This window comes from Paenibacillus thalictri (genome assembly GCF_004307995.1).
In the GTDB taxonomy this organism is placed as follows: domain Bacteria; phylum Bacillota; class Bacilli; order Paenibacillales; family NBRC-103111; genus Paenibacillus_AF; species Paenibacillus_AF thalictri.
Genome location: NZ_SIRE01000021.1, coordinates 1 through 21,675 on the forward strand (window position 1 = coordinate 1; position 21,675 = coordinate 21,675).

23 protein-coding genes and 1 tRNA gene are annotated in these 21,675 nt (G+C 52.3%); 15 read left to right on the forward strand and 9 right to left on the reverse strand.

Going from position 1 to position 21,675, the window contains the following annotated elements:
• Positions 1 to 1,305: ATP-binding protein (locus EYB31_RS40385; RefSeq protein WP_420819477.1), on the forward strand; the 1,305-nt coding region annotated here is incomplete at its 5' end.
• 240 nt (positions 1,306 to 1,545) lie between these two features.
• On the opposite strand, the gene EYB31_RS26435 is transcribed toward EYB31_RS40385, so the two are convergent.
• Positions 1,546 to 2,571 (reverse strand): EamA family transporter, encoded by a 1,026-nt coding sequence (locus tag EYB31_RS26435; RefSeq protein ID WP_131016448.1) that lies wholly within the window; start codon positions 2,569 to 2,571, stop codon positions 1,546 to 1,548.
• Positions 2,572 to 2,636: 65 nt separating this feature from the next.
• Complete coding sequence (locus EYB31_RS26440; protein WP_131016629.1) at positions 2,637 to 3,425, reverse strand: glucose 1-dehydrogenase; 789 nt, start codon at positions 3,423 to 3,425, stop codon at positions 2,637 to 2,639.
• 168 nt (positions 3,426 to 3,593) lie between these two features.
• Here EYB31_RS26440 and EYB31_RS26445 point away from each other — a divergent pair, with 168 nt between their 5' ends.
• Positions 3,594 to 3,866, forward strand: coding sequence for a hypothetical protein (locus EYB31_RS26445; RefSeq protein ID WP_131016449.1), 273 nt, complete (start codon positions 3,594 to 3,596; stop codon positions 3,864 to 3,866).
• A gap of 30 nt (positions 3,867 to 3,896) precedes the next feature.
• Positions 3,897 to 4,295 carry a hypothetical protein gene (locus tag EYB31_RS26450; protein ID WP_131016450.1) on the forward strand — a complete coding sequence of 133 codons (399 nt, stop codon included), beginning with the start codon at positions 3,897 to 3,899 and terminating at the stop codon, positions 4,293 to 4,295.
• Here EYB31_RS26450 and EYB31_RS26455 read toward each other — a convergent pair.
• Positions 4,221 to 5,267, reverse strand: a complete 1,047-nt coding sequence (locus EYB31_RS26455) for a YkvI family membrane protein (RefSeq protein ID WP_131016451.1) — start codon at positions 5,265 to 5,267, stop codon at positions 4,221 to 4,223. The genes EYB31_RS26450 and EYB31_RS26455 overlap by 75 nt on opposite strands.
• Positions 5,268 to 5,459: 192 nt before the next feature.
• On the opposite strand from EYB31_RS26455, the gene EYB31_RS26460 reads away from it, so the two are divergent.
• The gene (locus tag EYB31_RS26460) at positions 5,460 to 6,044 is read left to right on the forward strand and encodes a DedA family protein (RefSeq protein ID WP_131016631.1); all 585 of its coding nucleotides are present in this window, start codon (positions 5,460 to 5,462) and stop codon (positions 6,042 to 6,044) included.
• A gap of 48 nt (positions 6,045 to 6,092) precedes the next feature.
• On the opposite strand, the gene EYB31_RS26465 is transcribed toward EYB31_RS26460, so the two are convergent.
• Positions 6,093 to 6,827, reverse strand: a complete 735-nt coding sequence (locus EYB31_RS26465; protein WP_165452635.1) for a DUF4309 domain-containing protein — start codon at positions 6,825 to 6,827, stop codon at positions 6,093 to 6,095.
• 364 nt (positions 6,828 to 7,191) lie between these two features.
• Between EYB31_RS26465 and EYB31_RS26470 the strand changes: the two genes are divergently transcribed.
• From EYB31_RS26470 to EYB31_RS26485, 4 genes are all read left to right on the forward strand, one after another.
• Complete coding sequence (locus EYB31_RS26470) at positions 7,192 to 7,761, forward strand: xanthine phosphoribosyltransferase (RefSeq protein ID WP_131016453.1); 570 nt, start codon at positions 7,192 to 7,194, stop codon at positions 7,759 to 7,761.
• Between the two features lie 100 nt (positions 7,762 to 7,861).
• Positions 7,862 to 8,182, forward strand: a complete 321-nt coding sequence (locus tag EYB31_RS26475; RefSeq protein ID WP_131016454.1) for a hypothetical protein — start codon at positions 7,862 to 7,864, stop codon at positions 8,180 to 8,182.
• 161 nt (positions 8,183 to 8,343) lie between these two features.
• Positions 8,344 to 8,565 (forward strand): hypothetical protein, encoded by a 222-nt coding sequence (locus EYB31_RS26480; RefSeq protein WP_131016455.1) that lies wholly within the window; start codon positions 8,344 to 8,346, stop codon positions 8,563 to 8,565.
• Positions 8,565 to 8,819, forward strand: coding sequence for a hypothetical protein (locus tag EYB31_RS26485; protein WP_165452636.1), 255 nt, complete (start codon positions 8,565 to 8,567; stop codon positions 8,817 to 8,819). Before EYB31_RS26480 ends, EYB31_RS26485 begins: the two co-directional genes overlap by 1 nt.
• Before the next feature lie 16 nt (positions 8,820 to 8,835).
• On the opposite strand, the gene EYB31_RS26490 is transcribed toward EYB31_RS26485, so the two are convergent.
• Together EYB31_RS26490 and EYB31_RS26495 are read right to left on the reverse strand one after the other, a co-directional pair.
• The gene (locus EYB31_RS26490; protein ID WP_131016457.1) at positions 8,836 to 9,060 is read right to left on the reverse strand and encodes a hypothetical protein; all 225 of its coding nucleotides are present in this window, start codon (positions 9,058 to 9,060) and stop codon (positions 8,836 to 8,838) included.
• A gap of 324 nt (positions 9,061 to 9,384) precedes the next feature.
• A complete protein-coding gene (locus EYB31_RS26495; protein WP_240762898.1) occupies positions 9,385 to 9,714 on the reverse strand; it encodes a hypothetical protein in 330 nt (109 codons plus the stop codon).
• 158 nt (positions 9,715 to 9,872) lie between these two features.
• Here EYB31_RS26495 and EYB31_RS26500 point away from each other — a divergent pair.
• A tRNA-Leu gene (locus tag EYB31_RS26500) sits at positions 9,873 to 9,956 on the forward strand.
• A gap of 154 nt (positions 9,957 to 10,110) precedes the next feature.
• Here the strand turns inward: EYB31_RS26500 and EYB31_RS26505 are convergent.
• The 3 genes from EYB31_RS26505 to EYB31_RS26515 form a co-directional block, all read right to left on the reverse strand.
• Positions 10,111 to 10,548, reverse strand: coding sequence for a flavodoxin domain-containing protein (locus tag EYB31_RS26505; protein ID WP_131016458.1), 438 nt, complete (start codon positions 10,546 to 10,548; stop codon positions 10,111 to 10,113).
• A gap of 44 nt (positions 10,549 to 10,592) precedes the next feature.
• The gene (locus EYB31_RS26510) at positions 10,593 to 11,036 is read right to left on the reverse strand and encodes a MarR family transcriptional regulator (protein WP_170318277.1); all 444 of its coding nucleotides are present in this window, start codon (positions 11,034 to 11,036) and stop codon (positions 10,593 to 10,595) included.
• A gap of 281 nt (positions 11,037 to 11,317) precedes the next feature.
• Complete coding sequence (locus EYB31_RS26515) at positions 11,318 to 12,823, reverse strand: sulfatase family protein (RefSeq protein ID WP_165452637.1); 1,506 nt, start codon at positions 12,821 to 12,823, stop codon at positions 11,318 to 11,320.
• A 317-nt stretch (positions 12,824 to 13,140) separates the two neighbouring features.
• On the opposite strand from EYB31_RS26515, the gene EYB31_RS26520 reads away from it, so the two are divergent.
• From EYB31_RS26520 to EYB31_RS26545, 6 genes are all read left to right on the forward strand, one after another.
• Positions 13,141 to 14,949, forward strand: coding sequence for a sensor histidine kinase (locus EYB31_RS26520; RefSeq protein ID WP_131016461.1), 1,809 nt, complete (start codon positions 13,141 to 13,143; stop codon positions 14,947 to 14,949).
• Positions 14,924 to 16,519, forward strand: a complete 1,596-nt coding sequence (locus EYB31_RS26525; RefSeq protein ID WP_131016462.1) for a response regulator transcription factor — start codon at positions 14,924 to 14,926, stop codon at positions 16,517 to 16,519. The genes EYB31_RS26520 and EYB31_RS26525 overlap by 26 nt, the downstream gene beginning before the upstream one ends.
• Positions 16,520 to 16,702: 183 nt before the next feature.
• A complete protein-coding gene (locus EYB31_RS26530) occupies positions 16,703 to 18,304 on the forward strand; it encodes a type 2 periplasmic-binding domain-containing protein (protein WP_131016463.1) in 1,602 nt (533 codons plus the stop codon).
• A gap of 71 nt (positions 18,305 to 18,375) precedes the next feature.
• Positions 18,376 to 19,290, forward strand: a complete 915-nt coding sequence (locus tag EYB31_RS26535; RefSeq protein WP_131016464.1) for an ABC transporter permease — start codon at positions 18,376 to 18,378, stop codon at positions 19,288 to 19,290.
• 13 nt (positions 19,291 to 19,303) lie between these two features.
• On the forward strand, positions 19,304 to 20,188 hold the full coding sequence (locus EYB31_RS26540) for a carbohydrate ABC transporter permease (protein ID WP_131016465.1): 885 nt from the start codon (positions 19,304 to 19,306) through the stop codon (positions 20,186 to 20,188).
• A 27-nt stretch (positions 20,189 to 20,215) separates the two neighbouring features.
• Complete coding sequence (locus EYB31_RS26545) at positions 20,216 to 21,634, forward strand: sulfatase family protein (RefSeq protein WP_131016466.1); 1,419 nt, start codon at positions 20,216 to 20,218, stop codon at positions 21,632 to 21,634.
• Positions 21,635 to 21,675 lie beyond the last annotated feature (41 nt).

The following is a 21,675-nucleotide window of genomic DNA, read 5'->3' on the forward strand; positions in this document are numbered from 1 at the left end:
CGCGAGCTGGCCGCGCGCCATGCGCAGCTGGCGGCCCGCGAAGCGGAGCTGCGCGAGCGGCAGGGCGCCGGCGCCCTGCCGCTCCGCGCGCTGGAGCAGGAGCGGGCCGCGCTGCGGGCGGGCTGGCGCAGCTGGCGCGAGCGCTGCCGCCTCGGCGGCGAGGTGTCGCCCGAGGCGACGCTGGAGCAGCTGCAGCTGGCCGAGCAAGCGGAGCAGCTCGTGCGGCAGAAGCAAAAAAGCGCCGCCCGGCGTGACGCGTTGGCCGAACAGGCCGCGCAATTCGAGCAAGCCGTCTGCCGGCACTTGGGCAGCGCCGCGGCAAGCGATCCGGTAACGGCGCTGAAGCTGTGGAAGGAACGCGCAGCCGAATACGAGCGGGGCCAAACAGCCAAACGGTATGCCGCCGAACAACGGGAGGAGCTGGCTGCACAGCAGTCGCTGGCCGAGTCACAGCTGGAACGATTGGATCGCCGGCTGCGGCAGCTGTTGGAACAAGGAGACGCACAAGACGCCGAGCAGTTGCGGGTCAGAGCCCGCCAGCATGCCCAACGTCAGACCTTGGAGCAGGAGCGCAGCCAACTGGCGGCATTGCTTGCCGGCTGGGGTTGTACGGACGAAGGAAGCGCTGTAGGTGAGCTGCTTAAGGGTTATGATAAGCCGGGATTGAGCGCACTCGAGGATGTGAAGCAGCGGGAATGGAACGAAGCGGAGGAGGATCTTCAGGCATCCAGAACCCAATGCGCAAGATTGGAGCAGGAGGCGGAGCGGCTGGAAGGAGCGGAACGGGGCAGCCGCTTGCAGACGCTGGAAGAGCATAAGGCCGAGCTGAAGCAACTGACCTTGCGGTACGCGGCGTTATCCATGTGCTCCGCGTTGTTTGCCAGCACCAAGCAGCTTTACGAGAAAGAAAGACAGCCCGCCGTTATCCAGCGGGCCTCCGAATACTTTCGTATGTTGACGTGCGGCACGTTTGTCCGCATTGTCTCGCCGATCGGCGAGACAACCTTGCTTGCGCAGCGGTTGAGCGGCGAGATGCTGGAGACGTCGCAGCTCAGCCGCGGTACGGCCGAGCAGCTTTATCTGGCCATGCGCCTCGCTCTTGCTGACGACTATGCCCGGCATGTCCAGCTGCCGCTTGTCATGGACGATATATTCGTCAACTTCGACATCCAGCGGCTGCAGGGCAGCTTGGCGGCGCTGCGCGAGATGTCGCAGCGCCAGCAGGTGCTGATGTTCACCTGCCATGAGCATGTGGTCAGCGAAGCCCGCCGGCTTGTGCCGGAACTTCACTTGATCGAGCTGTGAAGCACGGCGGCTCCGCGCACGAGCCTGTCCGACGTAATGATTTAAGTGATTTATTCATCTTTGTGTAAGAAGGGTAAGGGAATGGTATGGAAAGTTTACGTCCGCCTTGAAAACTGCGTTTTTACCGTAAGGTAAATTGTATAGAACACGGTTTTCACGAGCGGTGGAATGCCATCCGTTTCCCGCAATAACCACACTGATGAATACATATCCGCGGATTTGCTTTCGCCGGTCAGCTTCCTAGCTGACAAGCCGCATCGCAACCATGCCCAGCAGGGCGCAGAGGATGCCGCCGATTTCCAGCCGGCTGAACTTTTCCTTGAGGATGATCCGGGCGTACAAAAGCACAAATAACACACTCATGGCCATAACCGCCGAGACAAGTCCGGTTACGCCGACACGGAAGGCAGGGAGAGCGAACATCATGCCGAATATGTTGGTTAATCCGACGAACATCCCCCACAGCAGCGTCCGCGAAAAAGACCATGGCGCCGGCCGGCGATCCGCCGTCGCCGTTGTGCGTTCCGCGACAACGGGAGTCGGTTCGGCATTGTCCGCTGCATCGCGGCTTGCCGCTTTCGTACGGCCGTCGCCGCTTTCGGCCGCTGCGGCCAATTCTTTGGCTGCGGCCGCAGCGGATGCTAACGCCGCGTTGGCGCTTGTATCTTGTCCGCGCCTCATCCATGTTCCTCTCAGCCATGCGAGAAAAAACAAGACGGATCCGGTCGCGTACATGACCGTTAAAGCCGGCATGGTCTGAGCTCCGTGCAAGGTGGCCATCTTGGTGGTCGCATCCGTCATCCCGAACAGCACCATAGTCAGAACGCCCCATCCGGCCCCTTGCAGATTGCTTAGCGAAATATCGTTGGAATAACGAATCATCAGAATCCCGATGATGATAATGCCAAAGGAGAGGCTCTGCAGTCCGCTGAGCTTCTCCCCTAATACGGCGTAGGCTGCTCCTGCCGCCACAACCGGCGACAATGAAGCCAATATGGCGATCAGCGACGCTTTGCCGACGGCGTAACCGCGGTACATCGCGGCGTTTGCGCCAAATGAAAAAAGTCCCATGAATACGCCGATCCATGCCCCGGCCGTCCAGGCTTGCCCGGCTACAACATTGCTTGCTACCGCAATAACGACACCGGACAAGTACACCCCAAACAACATCAGGTTTCGGTCCAGCCGTCTTTGCGACGTCCATTGATAAAGAATGCCCCTCATTCCGAAGCAAGCCGCAGAGGCGAGGGCGTAAAGTAACCACATGCTGTTTGTCCCCTTTTGCGCTATTCGTGAAAGCCGCTGATATGCAGTTTATTATAGTGCAGCCGTCATTCTTCGTAAATCATTTTTACCGTCATGCCGCCGTCCACCACCAGGTTTTGCCCGGTAATAAACGAAGCCTGATCTCCGGCGAGAAAAAGGCAAGCGGCGGCGATATCCAGCGGATGTCCGACCCGGCCAGCCGGATGCTGCAGTTTGTCGCGTTCGCTATGCACCGGGATGCTTGCGTTCGCCGACTTCTGCCAATCCCTTGTTTCAATCCAGCCGGGGCTTATGGCGTTGACCCGGATGCCGTATCCGCCTAAGCTGACCGCCATGGCATGCGTCAGCGCCAGAATGCCTCCTTTGGAAGCGGAATACGCCTCCGTATCCGCCTCGGACATCAGCGCCCGGGTAGAAGATATATTGATGATACAGCCCTTGCCTTGGCGGCGCATGATACGGGCCGCATGCTGCGAGCTTAAGAAAGTTCCGCGCAAATTGACGCCGATCACACGGTCGAACGCTTCTGCAGCAAGCTCCAGCACCGGACCGTTGCTGCTGATCCCGGCATTGTTGATGAGCGCGTCAATCCGTCCCATTTCCTGTGCCGTCACTTTGACCCAGCGCCCCACATCCTGCTCGTTTGAGACATCGGTACATACAAACAACGACTGCCCGCCTTCTTTGCCGATCCGTTTGACTACTTCAAGTCCCGCATCCTTATCCGTATCGGCAATCGATACCTGGTAGCCCTCTTGGGCAAAGCGAAGCGCGAGCGCTCTCCCGATACCTTGCGCTCCGCCTGTAATCAATACCGTGTTTCCGCGGGCTTGTTCATGTTCTGCCGTGCCCATACCGTCACCTCCATGTTCTCTTTTCATATTTTCCCATTATACAAGAAACGACTCCTTTACGGGAGTCCGAACGGCGGTTGTTGACATCTTGCCATTGCATTTTACAAAACATTTAGTCTAATCTTTAGTATAATCAGATAGAGTAAGAATGGAGAGGAGACTTACAAGGTGAATTCCGAACATAAACCGGGCAGGGAAATTACATACCAGGTTGGCTGGAAGAAAGGAAAGATTCGACTGGATCAAGCTGACCGTCCAGCAGCTGTGGAGGAGACGCCGGTGTCCGAACCCGAGCCGGCCGGCAGCAGGCTGCTTGAACGTTATATTTGGAGACCTCTTCCAACTGTAACGGGACGTACGCTTACCGTCATCGTCTGCGTATTGCCTGCGGTCAGCTTTATCGTGACGCTTCTGCTCGTGTCCGCATTAACACGGGGATGATGCATTTGAACCAAAAGGAGGACTTTCGACTTGAATACGATACTTGCTATTTTTGCCGGAATCATCGGTTTGTTTGTTACCGGCGCCGCTGTATTTACAGCATGGGTTTATGTGCAGCGGCGTAAGGAAGGCGGTACGCAACCGAAGCTGCCCGATCTGACCAAATGGTCGGTATTTGATGCGGCGCTGCTTATCTTGTTTGCGCTTGGTTTTGTTTTTTTACTTACCGATGTTGTTGCCGTTATCCGCGATCAGGCGAGCTACCCCATGTATCATTATGGCTATTTGCTTTGCGGGTTCATTTTTACATGCATGGGTATGCTTTTTATGGTGGTGCGGCTTGCGATGCTACTGTCATTCATGCGGGCGGACAGGGTGCCTGCGCCAAATGAGCATAGTCATCCAAGCCAAGCTGACAGCGCCGAATAAAGGATACAAAGATGACAGCAGCGTTTTGAACCCGAATTGGCTGACGATATAACTTAAGACAAGGATAGCGATAATTACGAACTGCTGCGGAATGGAGAAGCGCTGCTTTAATTGGAGTGTGAGACCGTAGGCGTCGGCGACATAGGTCGTGAAAATTTCGCCGTAAATGATCAGAATAAACATCGCCTGCAACCCCGGTCCAAGCCGTTTGATCACGTTGCCCATAGGGATGTCAAACTGGGAGATGTCGGGCATTTGCGCCGCCAGGGCGTAATGCCCGGCAAGCAGCATCAGCCCGATGCCGGCTCCGCCCCAAATGCCGCCCCAGAGCAGCACGGAACGGTCTTTCGTCTGAGCGCCAAGCGGGACAAGTACCGCTTGGGCCATCGCGAGATTAAACGCGCAGTATAGAAACGGAGCCGACCATACGGCCCGAACGGGGGAATCGCTGCCCATATGGAGCCAGTTTTCGGCTCCGGGTTTGTCCCATGTGAACCATACTAAAGCGCAGCTGAAAAAAATCATCATCGGAACAACGATGGTGTTAACCATCATTAACGCGCTCATGCCTTTGCTCAGCACGAAATAAGCAAGCACTAAGGTGATCGCAAGACCGAGCTGATAAGAGCTGCCGAGCTGCTCGGCAAAAATCGAACCGGCGCCGGCCAGCATGACCGTTGTTACGCCAAATAAGATCACAAGTGTAAACAAGCTGATCCAATTGCCGAACTTCGGCCCGAATAAAAACACATTCATATCCTCGTATGAAGTCGCGCCGACCCGATGGGCCAGCAGCATCATTTTGATGCCCAGCCAAACGAACATAACGCTGGCGAGTCCAATCGTGAGTGTTGCCATCCAGCCGTAGCGGGTGAAAAATTGCAGGATTTCCTGCCCGCTGGCAAAGCCCGCTCCCACAACCGTTCCGGCATATGTAAAGCTGATTTGAACAATGCTGATTATTTTTTTCATCAAGCCTCGACTCCGCCTTTCGCACACCTGCATTAGTACAAGGTATGTAGGGGGAAAGCGGGACATGACTTAAGATTTCTAACTTAAGACAAGCGTTCGCCAAAAACAACTTTTTCTGCTAAAATTAACTTTGGATTTAAATAGATACCTTTCATACCGGAGCGTGCAGGCGTGCAGGAACAAATCGTGGACATGGTAACGCAATATGGATATATCGCTCTATTCGGACTGCTCGCACTCGGCATTGTAGGGTTGCCTGTGCCTGACGAAATATTGATGACTACAGTAGGTTCTTTAACCTCACTGGGCATGCTTTCGTTCTGCACATCGCTGATCGTTTGTTATCTCGGAGCGATGACCGGCATGATGGTCAGTTACACGCTTGGGAAAAAGGTCGGCAAGCCGGTTTTGTACCGGTACGGCAAGTGGATCAAACTTACGCCGCAGCGGCTTGAGAAGGCGGAGGGATGGTTTAAGAAGTACGGATTGTGGGCGGTCGCGTTTGGTTATTACGTTCCGGGGGTTCGTCATTTTACGTGTTATTTGGCAGGCGTCAGCGGTGTCGGATTGTGGAGATATTTGCTGTACGCGGGGAGCGGGGCACTGGTCTGGGTGCTGACCTTCCTCACCTTGGGACATTTTATCGGACAGAATGCTCCGGCTCTGATGGGTTTGGTTCATAAGTATATGGGGGTAAGTGTAACGGTCATTATTGTGCTCGTTGCGGTCGCGGCGTTGATTTATATGAGGCACCGTAAAAAACAATCGCTCCGCTGATCGCTCAAAAGGCTCTTCCGGTAACGGAAGAGCCTTTTGCATGTGCGCTTATTTATCGTAGAACAACTTGATTGAGTTGATAGTTTTTGTTTTCGGATCGACATCCAACTTCAATACTGTGCCTTCCGACTTATAGGTCAGCACGTAACTGGTGTTGGTGTCGGGTTTCCCGAGTGCCTTGTATGCATCGTCGGTCGTTTGGCCTAACTTCAACCCGTTCAAACCCGGATTGATTTCGCTGCTTCGGACATCGACAAACATCAACTGCTCCGCTTTATTAAAGCCGACCATAAAATCGGTATAATCATATACCGTCATCGGATCGATCTCATCATCCATCAAAAATTGCTCGCGTGGGTTGCCGAACTTTTTCACCACATCGCTTGCCGATGTTTTGAGCGTAAGTCCCATCAAGATGGGCTTGGCCACGGTGTAGGTTTCCTGCACATCGACTTTCGGTTTGCCGGAAGTGGCTGGTTTAGCCGGTTCCGGCGGTTTGTCGGCCGGAATGTCCGCGCCGCCGCTGGAGCTGGAAAGCGTGACTTTATCGGCTGCTGCATTCGCTGCTGCCGGCTTGTCGGCAGATGGCGGGGCAACGTCGAGCGGTGTCACTGTTTGCGTATGAGCGGGCGCATCTGCGGTCAAAGCGGGCAGGTCTTTCACCTGGATAATCGGCTTCTCCGCTACAGGCTGTTCCTCAGGGGATTGTTTGCAGCCTGACATGAGCATCATAACTAGGAAAGGAATGGCTGCGCCTGTTATCAGTTGCCTTGCTCTGTTCATACGCATCATCCTTTCGGCTAAGGGGGTACTTGCAACATTTCTTATCTTACTCGTTTGCCGTCACTTTCACAAAGACCGCTTGGCTGACATATTCAGCATATTCTCTAGAAATTGGCAGCATTTGATTTTCTGAAAACAGTTTTCACGGCCAAGGACCGTTTTTCTAATCATTACACCATTATAGACGGAAAAACAGGCTAAAAGTTGCACCTTTTTAGAAAAAAATTCAAAAATTTGCTGCTTATGTCCGTATGATACTTTTCGGAATAATCGTAAATTGTATGAATTTACAGGATAGTACTTGAAACTCAGTTTTCTGTTATGTTAAGTTATCTGAAAGAATGATGTCATACGGAGGTTGTTTATGGATTTACTGAAAAATAAAATATTGGAAGTTGGCGTTGTCATATCAAAGGATGTCATTAAGCTTGACTCCATCTTAAATCATCAAGTCGATCCCCAGCTGACACTGGAAATGGGCAAGGTGTTTGCCACCAGGTTCCGTGAAGCAGCCGTCGATAAAGTCATGACAATCGAATCATCGGGTATTCCGATTGCGTTTGCCACCGCTTTGGAGCTGGGCGTGCCGCTTGTCTTCGCGCGCCGCAAAAAAACGCTGACAACCGATGACGACGCCTGGAGCGAACGGGTGCCGTCGTTCACCAAAGGGATTGTTACCGATATAATGGTATCCAAGGCGTACTTGCGGGAAGGCGAACGGGTGCTGATCATCGATGATTTTATTGCCAACGGGGATGCCGCTAGAGGCTTAATCCGGGTCATTCGCCGGGCCGGCGCGGAAATTGCCGCAGTGGGCATCGCTGTGGAAAAAACGTTCCAATCCGGAGGACGTTCCATTCGCGAAGAAGGCATCCATGTGGAATCTCTTGTCAAAATCGCTTCCATGGAGAACGGCAACATTATTTTCGAATAGGCATGAATTATTTTCAAAGCGTTGCCGCCTTCCCTAGTTATTGATTTTCCTTTATAATGTACGTATAAAATGTACGCAACGTAAAAGAGGAGGCAGTACCATGGGCGAGGCTATCATTCCGAACGATTTTTTAATGACAAAGCTGTCCGAGGCGAAGGTTCATTTCGAGCGTGCCCTGGATTGCAAGCATACCGAATTTGATGACTTGTATCCTTATATGATCGAGCATCCTCAATTTTTCTGGTACAAAAGGTATGTGGCTTGGTCCGAACTGCTCACTATCGTGAAGCTCTGCACGGAGCTGAAAGTAGAATGGGAGCAGCAGTTCTCCGCTCAGCAGGTCGATTATATCAAGAAGCGGGTCATGTCCAGCAAGGTGCTTGATTACTGGTTTGAGACAAACGATACCAAAGTTGTGTAATGCCTTGAATACATGAAAGACCCGCGCTGAAGACTAAAGCGAGGGTCTTTTTATTAAGAGTAAAGAAAATTTCTGGATGAAGCTGTTCCTGCAACCGTCAAAGAGCTGGCGGGACTTGCGGGCAGCTTAAGCAGTCGCCGATAAGAGGAGGTTACAAGCGAATGATTTCCGATGAACAACTGGATCGGTACCGATTGGATGGAATTCTGCTGCGCGTAGTGCGGGATGCCAGCCCGGAAAACGACTTGCGTGGTTACGTCGTGGCATGGGACGAGGAATCGGTTGTGATCCGCAAGCGAAACCGCAATATGGTCAAGCTAAAGAGGAGCTACCGGTATCAGCCCTACGAGCAGGAAAGAAGTACCGACGGGCTCGGTATTTAATGTCATACGCCAGGGCAATCTACTTGTATGGAGGCGACGGCATGGAATATATTCCTTTAGATCAACACCATGTGTTAAAAGTGGTTGCCGGCACACAGGAGGATGTATGGCAAGGTGAGGTCATATTGCTGGCGAGCGGGCAGCGTGAAGGCACCATGCTGGGAACAAAGCTTTTTCAAGTGCCGGAGCAAACCAACCGCGAACTTCTGTGCGGCATGGCTCAGCAGGCTTTGCAAGCTTACCGGGAGGGGTAGTCAACCGGTACCCGGGTTATCGCGGCCCCAGCAGCAGCGAGCACAAAAACAACACGCCCAGCGTCGCAAACAGCGATAGCAGCAATAAACCAAATCCGCCCAGCAGCAGCATACCCCCGGGGATGAGCAGCAGCAGGAACGTTGCAGCGAATCCCCAAAGCAGCAGCTTAAACGTAAGCCGGAATAACCCCCACAGAATACATGCGATCAATATACCGGCGAGCAACTGAACGAGCATCATAGACATCGACCCCTTCTCCGCAGGAAGATGTGTTCCTCGTAAAATTATATTCAGCCCGGAACAGATAAGCACTGAATTTTTGCTATAAGCGTGCATATACTATAATCCCACAGCTATTAATTTTGAAATGAGGGATAGGCTATGTCCGAAGAAGGATCTGCGCTGAAAGGAACGGTCTACGGCATATTGTTTACGCTTCCAATATGGGGACTGGTCGGATGGCTTGTATTCACTTATTGCATAAAATAGAAAAAAAGACCGCGACGGCTTCTAGAAGAAGCGCCACGGCTTGGTGTCTGGATGGGTAACGTAAAATCGTTATGCCTAATCCAGCATGCTCTGCGATTTGCTGGAAAGCTTTTTGTCGCGGAACGTAAATTTGGCATTCGAGTTCGGTTTGTCGCCTTTATATTGATAAGTTTCGGTATAATCGGGTTCGCCTTGCTTGCCGGTTTCGGATATTTTTTGTCCTGCTCCGCCAACAATTTTTTGCACGTCTTCGTAAGTGGCGCCAGTTTCAATCTTATCGAAGGCGGCTTTGGTGATAACGGCTTCCTGCTGCTTAGTAGAACTGGGCGTACCTGTTGAATTCGATGAACAACCGGCGCTTGCGAGCACTGCGGCAGTCATCATGATCATCAACCATTTCTTCATATCCATCGCTCCTTGCTGCTTGCTTAGCATGTTATATTGTTTCCCTGCTGACCGGGTACCTATTCATTGTATATAAACGGAGGGGTGTTTGTCCAGAAACTAACCGTTGACACCGTCTAGGTTACCGTGATATTATAGTCACTGTTCACTTCATATTTGCGTTCGTGGCGGAATTGGCAGACGCGCTAGATTCAGGTTCTAGTGGGGTAACAGCCGTGGAGGTTCGAGTCCTCTCGAGCGCATCAGGAATAAATAAGGGTTTCAGCTTATGCAGCTGAAACCCTTATTTATTGTTGAGGCATGACCGCAGCTTGCTGCAGCCGGTAACGCCGTCCGGTTTATGGAAACCTGGGCTCGTAAGCCAATATCTACCCTGATTTTTTTGGCGCGGTCAAGTTAGAGGGTCTTGAATTTCTCAGCAAACGATTTTATATGATCCACAAAAATTCCTTTTAATTGATCGGTGCCTTCCTTAGGCGCAGCATAAGCCTTGTAACCGCCAAACGATGCTATGCAGATAGCTGCTTCTTTCAGATCTTCGGGAATGTTTCGTGTTATTATTTCTTCTGTTTCCTTCGGTTTTTCATTGCAAATAAAGTATCCCATTTTCTTTTTTAGTAACTCGCTACGATTTTTTTTGATAAAGTCCCGAATGGGCTTATATATTTTTCCGTCTCTTACCCCCGCCCCGAGAATAATATGATCAAAATCTTCTAACGCGGGTTTTTCCGCTTCAATGTTACAAGTCGTGCAGTGCACGAGCTCGTCCGCCAACACTTTTACACATTGCTCTGTTGCTCCGGTTTTCGTGGCATATAGAACCAACATACTCATCTTTTGCTCACCCTTATCGGTAAAAGATTTACTTGCGGAATTCGTCACGGAGAAAATTTGCTGCGTGCGTTTGAATGAAGATATTGAATTTGCTCCTCCAATACCTCGCTAGCTTTGCCTAAAAATGTTGAAATAAGCTCAAGCTCTTCATCCGTATAGCTGGAAGCCAACTTGACCATCGCTGTATGAAGAGGGAGGTATGTGCTGCTGACTTCTTCTTTTTGTTCATACAATGGAACAATGATTACTTTACGGCGGTCATTAGGATCGTTTTGCCTGCGAACATAACCGTTATTTTCAAGCCGGTCGATTAAAGCGGTAACGCTGCCTGTCGTAAGCCCGGTGAGTTTCGACAATTGCCCGGCTGTGATTGGACCTTTTTCATGCAGAATATCCACGGCTAAAAAATCATTATTGTAAAGTCCCAAACAGGACGCCGCACATTGCTGATAAAGCACCGTTCGATTACCCAATCCGCGCATGCGCATTGTAAAGATTTCCTGCTGCTTTGTGGGCTGATCTTGTCGGTCGTCTGCCAAAGAATTCGCCTCGCTTTATATTTGAATTGTATTTCTTTTACGAAATACTTGATTATCAAGATACTTTATTAACATAATACTTGATTGGGATCATTAAAGCAAGTACTCGAAGTGCAAGGTTTGCCTAACAGCCGTAGGGGCTTGAGTCTTCTCGAGGGCATAATAGCAATCAAGGGTTTCAGCCATATGACTGAAACCCTGATTTGTTTTCCCGAATTATTGTTCTAGCTTCAGCCGCGGATCGAATATGGCGCCAAATAGTTTCTTGCGTCCTTCTTATACGCATATTGGCCGGGATAGGGAAGCGGGTCCTGGCTGCGCATCATCCATATGACAAGCTCGTGGAAGAGCTCCGCTTCGATATCCTTCGTATCCGGCTCGCCGTGCCGGTTGTTTAATTCCAGCGGATCACTGCTGATCCGATACAATTGCACGTTGCCCTGCATGCTCACATTCAGCTTCCAGTCTCCTTTACGGACCGTTCGCATGAAACCTGCCTGAGTCACCGTGTTCAGCTCATCAAACCGGACGATGGCGCCTTGCTCCGTTTCGGTCCGCTTGCCAAAACGGCTGATGTCCAGTCCGTCTTCCTCCGAAAATTCCAACCCGCCAAAGCCATGTTCACCGTACACGCTGGAAAATTCCTGCGCAGGATATTCCGCTCCGGTCAATAGCGGCCACAAGCTCCTGCCTTGCACGCCTGCCGGAATTTCCGTTCCAACCGCTTCACATAACGTTGGCATGAGATCGGCCAAGGAAACATGCGCAGCATGAGGCCGTTCATCCCGTTGAATCCCAGGTCCTATCCAGAACATCGGAATGCGCAGCAGGATATCGGGAAGCTCCGGGCCTTTTTTGATCAGACCGTATTCTCCGACAAAATCCCCGTGATCCGATACAAAAACAAGGATCGTGTTTTTCATCAACTCTTGGGACTCCAGTCCGGTTACAAAACGGCGCAGCTGGTCGTCGAGCAAACGCAGCATGCCGAAATAATTCGAGCGGACACGGCCGATGTCGGCGTCAAAAGCCGGATTGAAGTGCTCTCCTTGCTTGCGGCACCACTGCCATTTGAAACCTTTGGTTTCCAGCGCTTGCGCGGAGGATTGAAGCGGCGGCAGCGTTTCCGGCGGGAACATCGAATAATACGGCTCAGGCACCTGATAAGGGTTATGAGGTTCCGGAAAACTTAACCATAAGAAAAACGGATGTTCTTTGACGCCTTCGATCCATTCGAGCGCTTCCGTCACGCCCCGGTACGGATTTTGGCTTTGTAGCGGAAAAGGAGCAGGTTCCGTCTGGTTCACCGAGCACCGGCTAAGCCATTCGATAAACGCCCTTTCGTCCTCATTGCGAAACGGTCCGGCGTCTCCATAGTGCTCCAGACCAAAATAATGGTCAATTGAAGCGCTGTCCGGCTTCAGATGCGAATGATTTTTTCCGATCAGCGCGGTCGCATAACCTTGTTTTTTCATGATGTCAAACAAATCGTGAGTGTAGCTGATATGCTGAACGCTTCCGTTTTCCCGTACACGGTGGGCGCCGGGATAACGGCCCGTCAGCATGCTGCAGCGGGCCGCTACGCAGATAGGTGAAGTCGTATAAGCTTTATCGAACCAGACGCCGCTGCGGGCGAGCGAGTCCATAAACGGAGTCGTGTCTATTGGAAAACCTTCTCTTGCGCTTACGTCCGCTCTTTGCTGATCCGTCATAACAACGATGATATTTGGTTTCATTGACATGCCCTCCAACCTATGTGTTACCCTTACTTTACTATAGGTATTGTCATTTATGGCTGTACAATTTTGACCGGAACAAGACGAGGGTGAGCAAAATCGTACAGTGGAAGCCCTGAAACAGATGTGAAGGTGCTGCCGCCGCCACGGCATCGTACGTATTGCCGGGAACCGATTGCCTAAAAAAACGCTTTCGGCATATTTCGCGATTTTTCGCTATAATAGGGGTAAATCGAAATTGGACACTGATGTCCGAATCGAATGGCCATCGCGAAGCGGCTTGCCATTTGCGGATTGCAAGATAGGAGGAGAAGCGGGTGAGGGGAGCCTGGTTCCGGATCACAAGTATCCAAACCAAAATTTTTCTTGGTCTCCTGACGGTTGCGGTGCTTTCTACGTATCTCGTCATGATCTACATGTACGGCAACACAACCGAGTCGATCAAACGCAATGCGATTCAATACGCTTCCGACGGGCTTAGCCATTCCGCGGAAAAACTCGCTTATTTGAACCGCGATATCGAGCGGGTGCTTACCGTTGTTACGCTTGATCAGGATAATGTTGCTTCGGCGCTCGTGACCGCCAACACGTTTCCTACTCTCGAATGGTTTCAGGAGATCAAGAAAGTGGAAGCGTTTCTACAGCCGCTGCGCGGGTTTAATACGTACATCGACCGGCTCGCCGTGATTGGCCTCGACAACCGCAAGTTGTTTCAAAGCGGGATCAATCCGACGATGGAGCTGCGGGAAGACGAGTGGAGTGAACGTTTGCTTCGCACCGATCCGAACCGCGGCCGGTTGTATGTCGAATACCGCAATGGCCTGGTTGCAGCGGGAAAGCTTATTTTTGCCCAAGGGAAAAAAATTGGCTACGCCGTGCTCGACATCAACCAGGAGGTGTTTGAATCGACCTTCTACAGCCAGCCGAGCGAAAATATGGAGCTGCTGGCCGTGTCGAGCGACGGCACGATTATTCATCATCGCGACAAAGAAATGATCGGCCGCAAAATTCAGGATACCGTTTATAGCGCATACTGGACGTCACCATCGAAATCCAATGAAATCGAGCAGCGGAAAGTACAGGTCGCCGGCAAGACGTATATTCAGCTTACCAAATACATTCCCGTTCCTGATTGGGAAATTATCGCTTTGGTCTCCGAGTCCGATTTGCTTCGCGATACGATGATCGTACGCGACGAAATGATCCGGATTCTGCTGATCGTTTACGTGCTTGTGCTTGTCGTATCAATGCTCTTGTCGAAGCAGATTACGCGCAATTTGAAGGCTTTGACGCAAGCGATGGAGCTGGTCAAACGGGGAGATATGAACGCCAGACCCGAAGTGCGCTCGTTCGACGAGGTAGGGAGGCTGAGCGCTGCGTTTACAACGATGATGCAGCGGATCCGGGATTTGATGAACGATGTGGAAGAGCGGGAACGGCAGAAGCGGGAGGCCGATTTCAAGGCGCTGCAGTCGCAAATCCATCCGCATTTTATTTATAATACGCTGAATACGATCCGGTACCTCGCCAACATCCAGCATACGCCCAACATTGAAGAGCTGACCGCTTCGTTTATTACGCTGCTGCGCGGCATCACGAGCCAGCATAGCGAGAAGATCACGGTGCGGGAGGAGCTTGCGCTGCTAACTCATTACTTGACGATACAGAAATACCGGTATATCGGAATTTTACAATATACGATTTCGTCCGATCCGGCTTGTGAAGATTGTGAAATATTGAAGTTTACGCTGCAGCCGATTGTGGAAAATGCGCTGCTGCACGGCATCGGACCCAAACCAAATGGCGGTACGATTCATGTCGAGATTTTCCAGGACCAGGAGGATATGGTTTGCATCGTTCACGATGACGGCGTCGGGATGACGGAGGAGCAGGTGCAGCGCGCGCTGCAGCATGGGGGAGGAAGCGGGCTGCAAGGGATGAGATCAGGCGTGGGTATCCGCAACGTGCAGGAGCGAATCAAGCTGTATTACGGAGAGCGTTACGGCATGACGATTTATTCCGATCCCGGCAGCTCGACGACGGTGGAGGTCAGACTGCCCATGACAAAAAAACAACCGGGTGAAGAGGAGGCGGAGGGGCATGAGCTGGAAGGCACTGTTGGTTGACGACGAATGGCTCGTGCGCAGGGAGCTGCGTCATCTGGTCAATTGGGAGGAAATCGGTTATACCCTGGTCGGCGAAGCGGCCAACGGGCTGGCGGCTGCGGAGATGATCAAAGAGGAGAGGCCCGATCTGGTCGTTCTGGACATTCAAATGCCCGGCATGGACGGAGTTGAGCTGGCGAGGCATATCGCGGCACACGAACCGCAAATCCGGATGCTTGTCATCAGCAGCCACGATCAATTTGACTATGTAAAAAATACGTTAAAAAGCGGCGCCTCCGATTACTTGCTGAAACATGAGCTGAATCCGGACAACTTGCGGCTTGTATTAGGCTCGATCCGCAAGGAACTGGAACAAGACCGGGCCCGGGAGCGGGAGGAAGAGCGCACCGAAACGGAGAGGAAAGATTCCTACTCCCCGCTGCTGAGGCAGTTTGTCCGTGAGCTTGTGCTTGGATACCGCCCGGCGGTTCAGCAATGGATGAGCGCGTATCCGTACACCGGATCGAGATCGGCGCTGCTTGTCATCCAAATCGCTCATTTCTTCAGATTGTCCCAAGGGAAAACGGATACCGAAAGAAGCCAATTTATTCAGTCCGTACTTGATATATGCCAACAGTCGATCGGAACGATGCAGCACGGCTGCGCCGTTTATATCGATCACGGGAGGTTTGTCATTCTAATTGGCTGCGCCGGGGTGCGCAGCGAAAGTGCGATTTATCAGGAGCTGAGCCATCTGGAAGGGGCCGTATCGCGCTCGCTGCACCTGCTGCTCAACGTAAAGACGGCCTGTCAGCTTGCCGGAGTATGCACCAGCGCCGGGCTGCTGCCGGAGATGTATGCGAGAGTGACGGAAAAGCTGCGCTACATGTCGGGGATGGAAGTCAATGCGCCTGCCGAAATGACGTCAAACAGCGATGCGCATGAGCAGCTGTTTTCTATTCAGCAGGAGAAGCAGCTGCTTACAGCCGTTATTGGCGCGGCAGAAGACGAGATACGCATGATTTTGGACGAGGTGCTGAAGCCTGTGCTGGGGCGGTCGGCGAATGATGCGCGATTGCGGCTGCTGCTGTGCGAGCTGATGTCGCTGGCGCGGAAAGTCGCGGTGAAGATCGGGTTCCAGCAGCTGGATGTGCTGGAAGCCAGGCTGGAGCAGCTTGCCTTATGCGAAGATACGGCGGAAAGCGGCGAGCAGCTCAAACGCGTATTTACGTATTTGTCGCAAGCTTTGGGTGAGAAGCCCAGTTATTCCCCTTACGTACAGCAGGCCATCCAGTTTATTCGTCATCATTATCACGAGGAAATCGGCCTTGACCGGACGGCCAAGCAGCTTAACTTGTCTCCCGCTTATTTATCCCGGCTGTTCAAAAGCGAAACGGGCGTCGGCATGGTGGAATACATCAACCGGATCCGTGTCGAAGCGGGCATGAAGCTGCTGCAATCCGGAGAGATTAGCGTGAAGGAAGTATACGAGAAGGTCGGATTTAACAATTACAGTTACTTTTTTCGCGTATTTAAGGAAATTACGGGACAAACCCCGCAGCAGGCGGCCAAACGCGAGCAGGACTCATGAAGGGGAACCGTCCGCCAAACGCCCCGATAGCTTATGAAAGGGACCGTCAGGCCATTTTTCCTGGCGGTTTTTGCTGCAGGTTGGACAAAATTGTACAGTCCTTGGACAAAATCGTGCAGCCCGGGAAGCTTCAACGGGCGATAGAATAAGATCATCTTCACATACAGAAGGGTGGTTCCAATCATGAGCAAATTAAGCAAACGGGGTGCAATCGGTCTGACCGCATTCATGCTGGCGTCAACGGCATTGTCCGCGTGCAGCCAGGAGCAAGCGGCCGCGCCCTCGGCCAAAGAAGGGGCAAGCAGCGAAGCAAAGGGCTTGAACGCGACCGGATTTCCCATCGTCAACCAGCCGGTTTCGCTCCGATTTGTAGCGCGTAAAAACCCGCAGCACGGCGAATGGAAAGATATGATGGTCTTGCAGGAATACGAGAAAAAAACCGGCATCAAGGTCGAATACGAAGTTTATCCGATGCAGAACTTCGATGAGCGCAAAAATTTGCTGTTTGCCTCCAACGATTTGCCGGACGCTTTTATCAATTCAGGGATCTCCGCGCAGGAGCAGCTGAAGTACGGAACACAAGGCACACTCATTCCGCTGGAAGGGCTGATCGACAAATATGGTCCTAACCTGAAGGCGCTGTTTGAAAAATATCCGGACGCGAAGAAAACGGTTACAGCTCCGGACGGACATATTTATGCTTTGCCGACAATTGTAACTCAGGCTGCGGCCCGTACCCAGAAGTTGTGGATGAATCAGCAGTGGCTTGACAAAGCAGGATTGAAAGCGCCTACGACGACGGATGAATTGTACCAAACGTTAAAGAAATTCCAGGAAATCAACCAAGGAACGGATGCGGTGCCGTTCGCCATCGATATGGCCAGCGCTACCGGCAATATGTTTACGAACGCTACGATGAGAGGTTTGGCGGGCATATGGGGGCTGCCGCTCCAGATGGGCACGTCCGGCGGCATTGAGGGAGGCAAGTTCAAGCTTTGGTATGACAGCGACCGTCTGAAGGACATGCTGGTGTTCCTGAATAAGCTGTACAAGGAAAAGCTGCTTGACAACAACAGCTTTACGCTTGATATCGCCAAGCTGAATGCCATGACCAAGGCGAATAAAGTCGGCATGACGTTCAACCAGACCGATGTCGGAATGGACACGAAAATTTTCAAAACCTTTGCATATCCGAAGTCATCATTCGGCGATCCGGTTGCGAATGCCGGAGCGGTCGCACGTGACCTGGGCTCGTTTGCGATTACGAACAAAAACAAATCTCCGGAAGCGACGATGCGTTGGGTCGATTACTTCTATGGAGACGAGGGCTCGATTTTCCTGCGCTTCGGTATCGAAGGCAAGACATACAGCAAGGATGCAGACGGCAATCTCGTCTATTCAGATCAAATTATGAAGGACAGCCGGGGCATCCAGTTCGCGATCGGCGACATGACCATTTGGCCGGGGGCCGGTGCGCCACACGTCATTAACGATAAGAACGCGGTAGCGGTCACCACCCCCGCCATTATGGAAGGACAGAAGAAGATCGACGCCATCATGCCGAAGACGGTATACGGCGCGCCGCTTATGGAGCCGGCGATTGCCGAGAAGTACAGCGCGATGACGGAAGATATTAACAAATTCGTGCGTGAGTCGGTATCGAAATTTATTGTCGACGGCGTAGCCGACGACAAGTGGGAGCAATACAAACAGACGTTGCAGAAGCTTGGCATCAAGGAATACGAAGGCTTCTTCCAGAAAGCGCTGGACAGCTACAACAAGTAACGGGATGAAAGGAGAGGCCCATCTCGATCGGCCTCTCTTCTTTCTATCCTTTTGGGAGAGGAGCTAAAGACATGAATCCATCGCGTTCGCTGGCCAGAAGCCTCGTCAAACATTGGGAGTTTTATGCGCTGCTTGCTTTGCCGCTGGCCTGGTACGTTATTTTCCAATATATCCCGATGTACGGCGTGCAGATTGCATTTAAAGATTTCAACCCGGTGAAGGGGATCAACGGCAGCCCGTGGGTCGGCCTCAAGTATTTTCAGGAATTTTTTCAGGCGTATTACTTCTCGCGCCTGATTATCAACACGCTGCTGCTCAGCTTGTACAATATTGTGTTTGGTTTTCCGATCCCGATTTTACTGGCTTTGCTCATCAATGAAATCAAAGGCACCGCGGTCAAAAAGGTGCTGCAAAATATTACTTACGTGCCGCACTTTTTATCGGTTGTTGTTGTTGCCGGCATGGCGTATACGTTTCTTCACCAGGACACGGGTATTGTTAACCTGCTGCTGAAGACACTTGGCATGGAGCCGGTTGCTTTCATGCAAAGTCCGGGCTGGTTCCGCACCGTATTTGTTTCCACGGGCGTATGGCAGGAAGCGGGCTGGGCGGCGATCATCTACCTTGCCGCTTTGTCCGGCATCGACCCGTCGCTTTATGAAGCGGCCAAAATAGACGGGGCATCCCGCCTGCGGCGCATTTGGCATATTTCGATCCCCGGCATCGCACCAACGATCATCATTTTGTTTATTTTGCGGATCGGTCATGTGATGGATATCGGTTTCGAGAAAACGCTGCTGATGCAAAACAGCCTAAACGCCGAGTCGTCGGACATTATTCAGACTTTCATTTATGCAACCGGGATTCAGCAGGCCAGATACAGCTTTACCGGAGCGATCGGCCTGTTTAATTCCTTGATTAACTTCGCTTTGCTTATTGTGGCGAACCGGATTGCCCGCTGGAAAAGCGACACAAGCTTATGGTAGAGGGGGACTTTTCATGGATTCACGCAGCTTTGCTCCGGGGGACCGGCTGTTCGATACGCTGCTGTACGTAATTGCGGCCATCGTAGTTGTCGTTACGGCGTTTCCCATTTACTTTGTGGTCATCGCCTCCATCAGCGATCCGGTGCTTGTGCTGAACGGCAAAGTTACGTTATGGCCGGCCGGCCTCAACACAGAGGCGTATCACGAGGTATTCAAAAACAAGCAGGTATGGAGCGGCTACCGCAATTCCATCATGTACACGACGATCGGCACATGCATCAATTTGCTGCTGACGACCGTAGCGGCTTATTCGTTATCGCGGCGAACGCTGCCCGGCAGAAACATCTTTATGTTTATCATCACGTTTACGATGTTTTTTAACGGGGGGCTGATCCCTACTTATTTGCTGGTCAAAGATTTGCACTTGAACAATACGTTTTGGGCGCTGGTCATTCCAAACGCGATTGCGACTTACAATCTGATCGTCATGCGGACTTATTTCCAGAACAGCATTCCCGACGAGCTGCTGGAGGCCGCGCAGATGGACGGCTGCACCAACCTGCGCACGTTCTGGAGTGTGGTGCTGCCGTTATCGAAGCCGATTTTGGCCGTTATGGTGCTTTTCTATGCAGTGCAGCATTGGAACTCGTATTTTAACGCATTGATTTATTTGCGGGACAGCAAAATGTTCCCGCTGCAGCTCATCCTGCGGGATATTTTGATCCAGAACAAAGCGCAGCTCGCCGCCGACAGCTTTGGCTCGGACAAAAGCATATTCCTTGCGGAGAGCATCAAATATGCGTTGATTATCGTAGCGAGCGTTCCCGTGCTGGTGTTGTACCCTTTTGTGCAAAAATATTTTGTCAAAGGTGTTATGATCGGCGCGATCAAAGGATAATCGGAAGAAGAGAAGGGGTGTTTCGGCATGAATGTGCTCTTTATTATGTCTGACGAGCATTCCGGCGAAACGATGGGGTTTGCCGGACATAACAAGGTCCAGACTCCGGTGCTGGACCGGCTGGCGGGGGAAGGAACGGCGTTTACCCGCTGTTATACGCCAAGTCCGCTTTGCACGCCGGGGCGGGCGAGTTTTTTTACCGGGAAGTATACGCATACGCTGGGAACATGGGATAACGCGACGCCGTATGACGGCCGCTCCACCGATATGGCGAATCATTTGCACCGCCACGGCGAGCGGCTGACCAGCTTCGGCAAGCTGGATCTGCATCCTGACGGCCAATATGAAGGGCTTGATGCAACGTTGTGGGGACCGCGCAATAACCCGCAATTCGAGAGTTTCTTCCGGGATCGCGACGTCGAGATGGGCAACGATTTGCGTTTTAAACATATGGGCATCCGCACCGAGCCTTCTTTTGACGAGCGGGTGCGCGATGCGGCGCTGGAATGGCTGCGGGGCCGCCAAGGCGCAAGCGAACCTTGGGTGATGTATGTCGGCTTCTTGAATCCCCACTTCCCGTTTATCGCGCCGGAGGAGAAGTGGAACAAATATGACAAGCTGGTGACGGACGAAGATATGGCGCCCGCGGCGCGAAGCGAATTTCCCGAGCTGAACGAGCCGCTGCGCCAGCTGCGCCGCCATTTTCGCGGGGATGTCGTCGACCCGGAAACGCTGAGGAAAGCGCACGTCGGCTACTACGCGATGACGGAGGAGCTGGATGCCAACATCGGCCGGCTGCTGCAAACGCTGAAGGAAATCGGGCAAGAAGAGGATACGCTGATCGTGTATACAAGCGATCACGGCGAGCAGCTCGGCCGGCACGGGTTGTGGTGGAAGTGCTGCATGTACGAGGAATCGGCCCGCGTGCCTTTGATCTTGAAAGGGCCGGGCATTCCCGGCGGTCAAATCATCGATTCGCCGGTGTCTTTGCTCGACATGTTCCCGACGATTTGCGATGCGCGCGGCATCGAGCCGCCTGCCGGTCTGCCCGGACGTTCGCTGCTGCCGCTGGCCCGCGGAGAACATGACCCGCTGCGAGCCGACTTTGCATTCAGTGAATATCACGCTCACGGAGTGCCCAGCGGCATGTATATGATTCGCTGGCAGAGATGGAAGTACGTATATTACGTCGGTTTCGCGCCTCAGCTGTTTGATCTTGCTGCGGATCCTCGCGAAATGCACGATCTGTATCCGTCCGCGTCGGCTTCCGAGGAGCTGCGGCAGGCGCTTGAGGCTTGCGACTCGCGGCTCCGCAGCGTTTGCGACCCGGAGGCGGTCGACCGGCGGGCGCAGCAGTTCCAGCAGGAGACAAAAAAGCGGCTTGGCCTAACCGGTTATGTGCCGCCCAAAGGAATGCCGGTGCCGCACCCGGAATACAGCGAATAATATCATTGATAAACGACATCAATGGCAAATGGAGGTTACAC

Excerpts from the sequence above, each read along its gene's own strand:
- EYB31_RS26510 (WP_170318277.1), bottom strand. The coding sequence starts at position 11,036 with ATGCGCATGCGCGGATTGGGTAATCGAACGGTGCTTTATCAGCAATGT.
- EYB31_RS26465 (WP_165452635.1), bottom strand. The coding sequence starts at position 6,827 with ATGAACAGAGCAAGGCAACTGATAACAGGCGCAGCCATTCCTTTCCTA.
- EYB31_RS26530 (WP_131016463.1), top strand. The coding sequence starts at position 16,703 with ATGAGCAAATTAAGCAAACGGGGTGCAATCGGTCTGACCGCATTCATG.
- EYB31_RS26515 (WP_165452637.1), bottom strand. The coding sequence starts at position 12,823 with ATGAAACCAAATATCATCGTTGTTATGACGGATCAGCAAAGAGCGGAC.
- EYB31_RS26475 (WP_131016454.1), top strand. The coding sequence starts at position 7,862 with ATGGGCGAGGCTATCATTCCGAACGATTTTTTAATGACAAAGCTGTCC.
- EYB31_RS26505 (WP_131016458.1), bottom strand. The coding sequence starts at position 10,548 with ATGAGTATGTTGGTTCTATATGCCACGAAAACCGGAGCAACAGAGCAA.
- EYB31_RS26545 (WP_131016466.1), top strand. The coding sequence starts at position 20,216 with ATGAATGTGCTCTTTATTATGTCTGACGAGCATTCCGGCGAAACGATG.
- EYB31_RS26480 (WP_131016455.1), top strand. The coding sequence starts at position 8,344 with ATGATTTCCGATGAACAACTGGATCGGTACCGATTGGATGGAATTCTG.
- EYB31_RS26455 (WP_131016451.1), bottom strand. The coding sequence starts at position 5,267 with ATGAAAAAAATAATCAGCATTGTTCAAATCAGCTTTACATATGCCGGA.
- EYB31_RS26535 (WP_131016464.1), top strand. The coding sequence starts at position 18,376 with ATGAATCCATCGCGTTCGCTGGCCAGAAGCCTCGTCAAACATTGGGAG.
- EYB31_RS26525 (WP_131016462.1), top strand. The coding sequence starts at position 14,924 with ATGAGCTGGAAGGCACTGTTGGTTGACGACGAATGGCTCGTGCGCAGG.
- EYB31_RS26495 (WP_240762898.1), bottom strand. The coding sequence starts at position 9,714 with ATGAAGAAATGGTTGATGATCATGATGACTGCCGCAGTGCTCGCAAGC.
- EYB31_RS26460 (WP_131016631.1), top strand. The coding sequence starts at position 5,460 with ATGGTAACGCAATATGGATATATCGCTCTATTCGGACTGCTCGCACTC.
- EYB31_RS26485 (WP_165452636.1), top strand. The coding sequence starts at position 8,565 with ATGTCATACGCCAGGGCAATCTACTTGTATGGAGGCGACGGCATGGAA.
- EYB31_RS26540 (WP_131016465.1), top strand. The coding sequence starts at position 19,304 with ATGGATTCACGCAGCTTTGCTCCGGGGGACCGGCTGTTCGATACGCTG.
- EYB31_RS26440 (WP_131016629.1), bottom strand. The coding sequence starts at position 3,425 with ATGGGCACGGCAGAACATGAACAAGCCCGCGGAAACACGGTATTGATT.
- EYB31_RS26470 (WP_131016453.1), top strand. The coding sequence starts at position 7,192 with ATGGATTTACTGAAAAATAAAATATTGGAAGTTGGCGTTGTCATATCA.
- EYB31_RS26490 (WP_131016457.1), bottom strand. The coding sequence starts at position 9,060 with ATGATGCTCGTTCAGTTGCTCGCCGGTATATTGATCGCATGTATTCTG.
- EYB31_RS26435 (WP_131016448.1), bottom strand. The coding sequence starts at position 2,571 with ATGTGGTTACTTTACGCCCTCGCCTCTGCGGCTTGCTTCGGAATGAGG.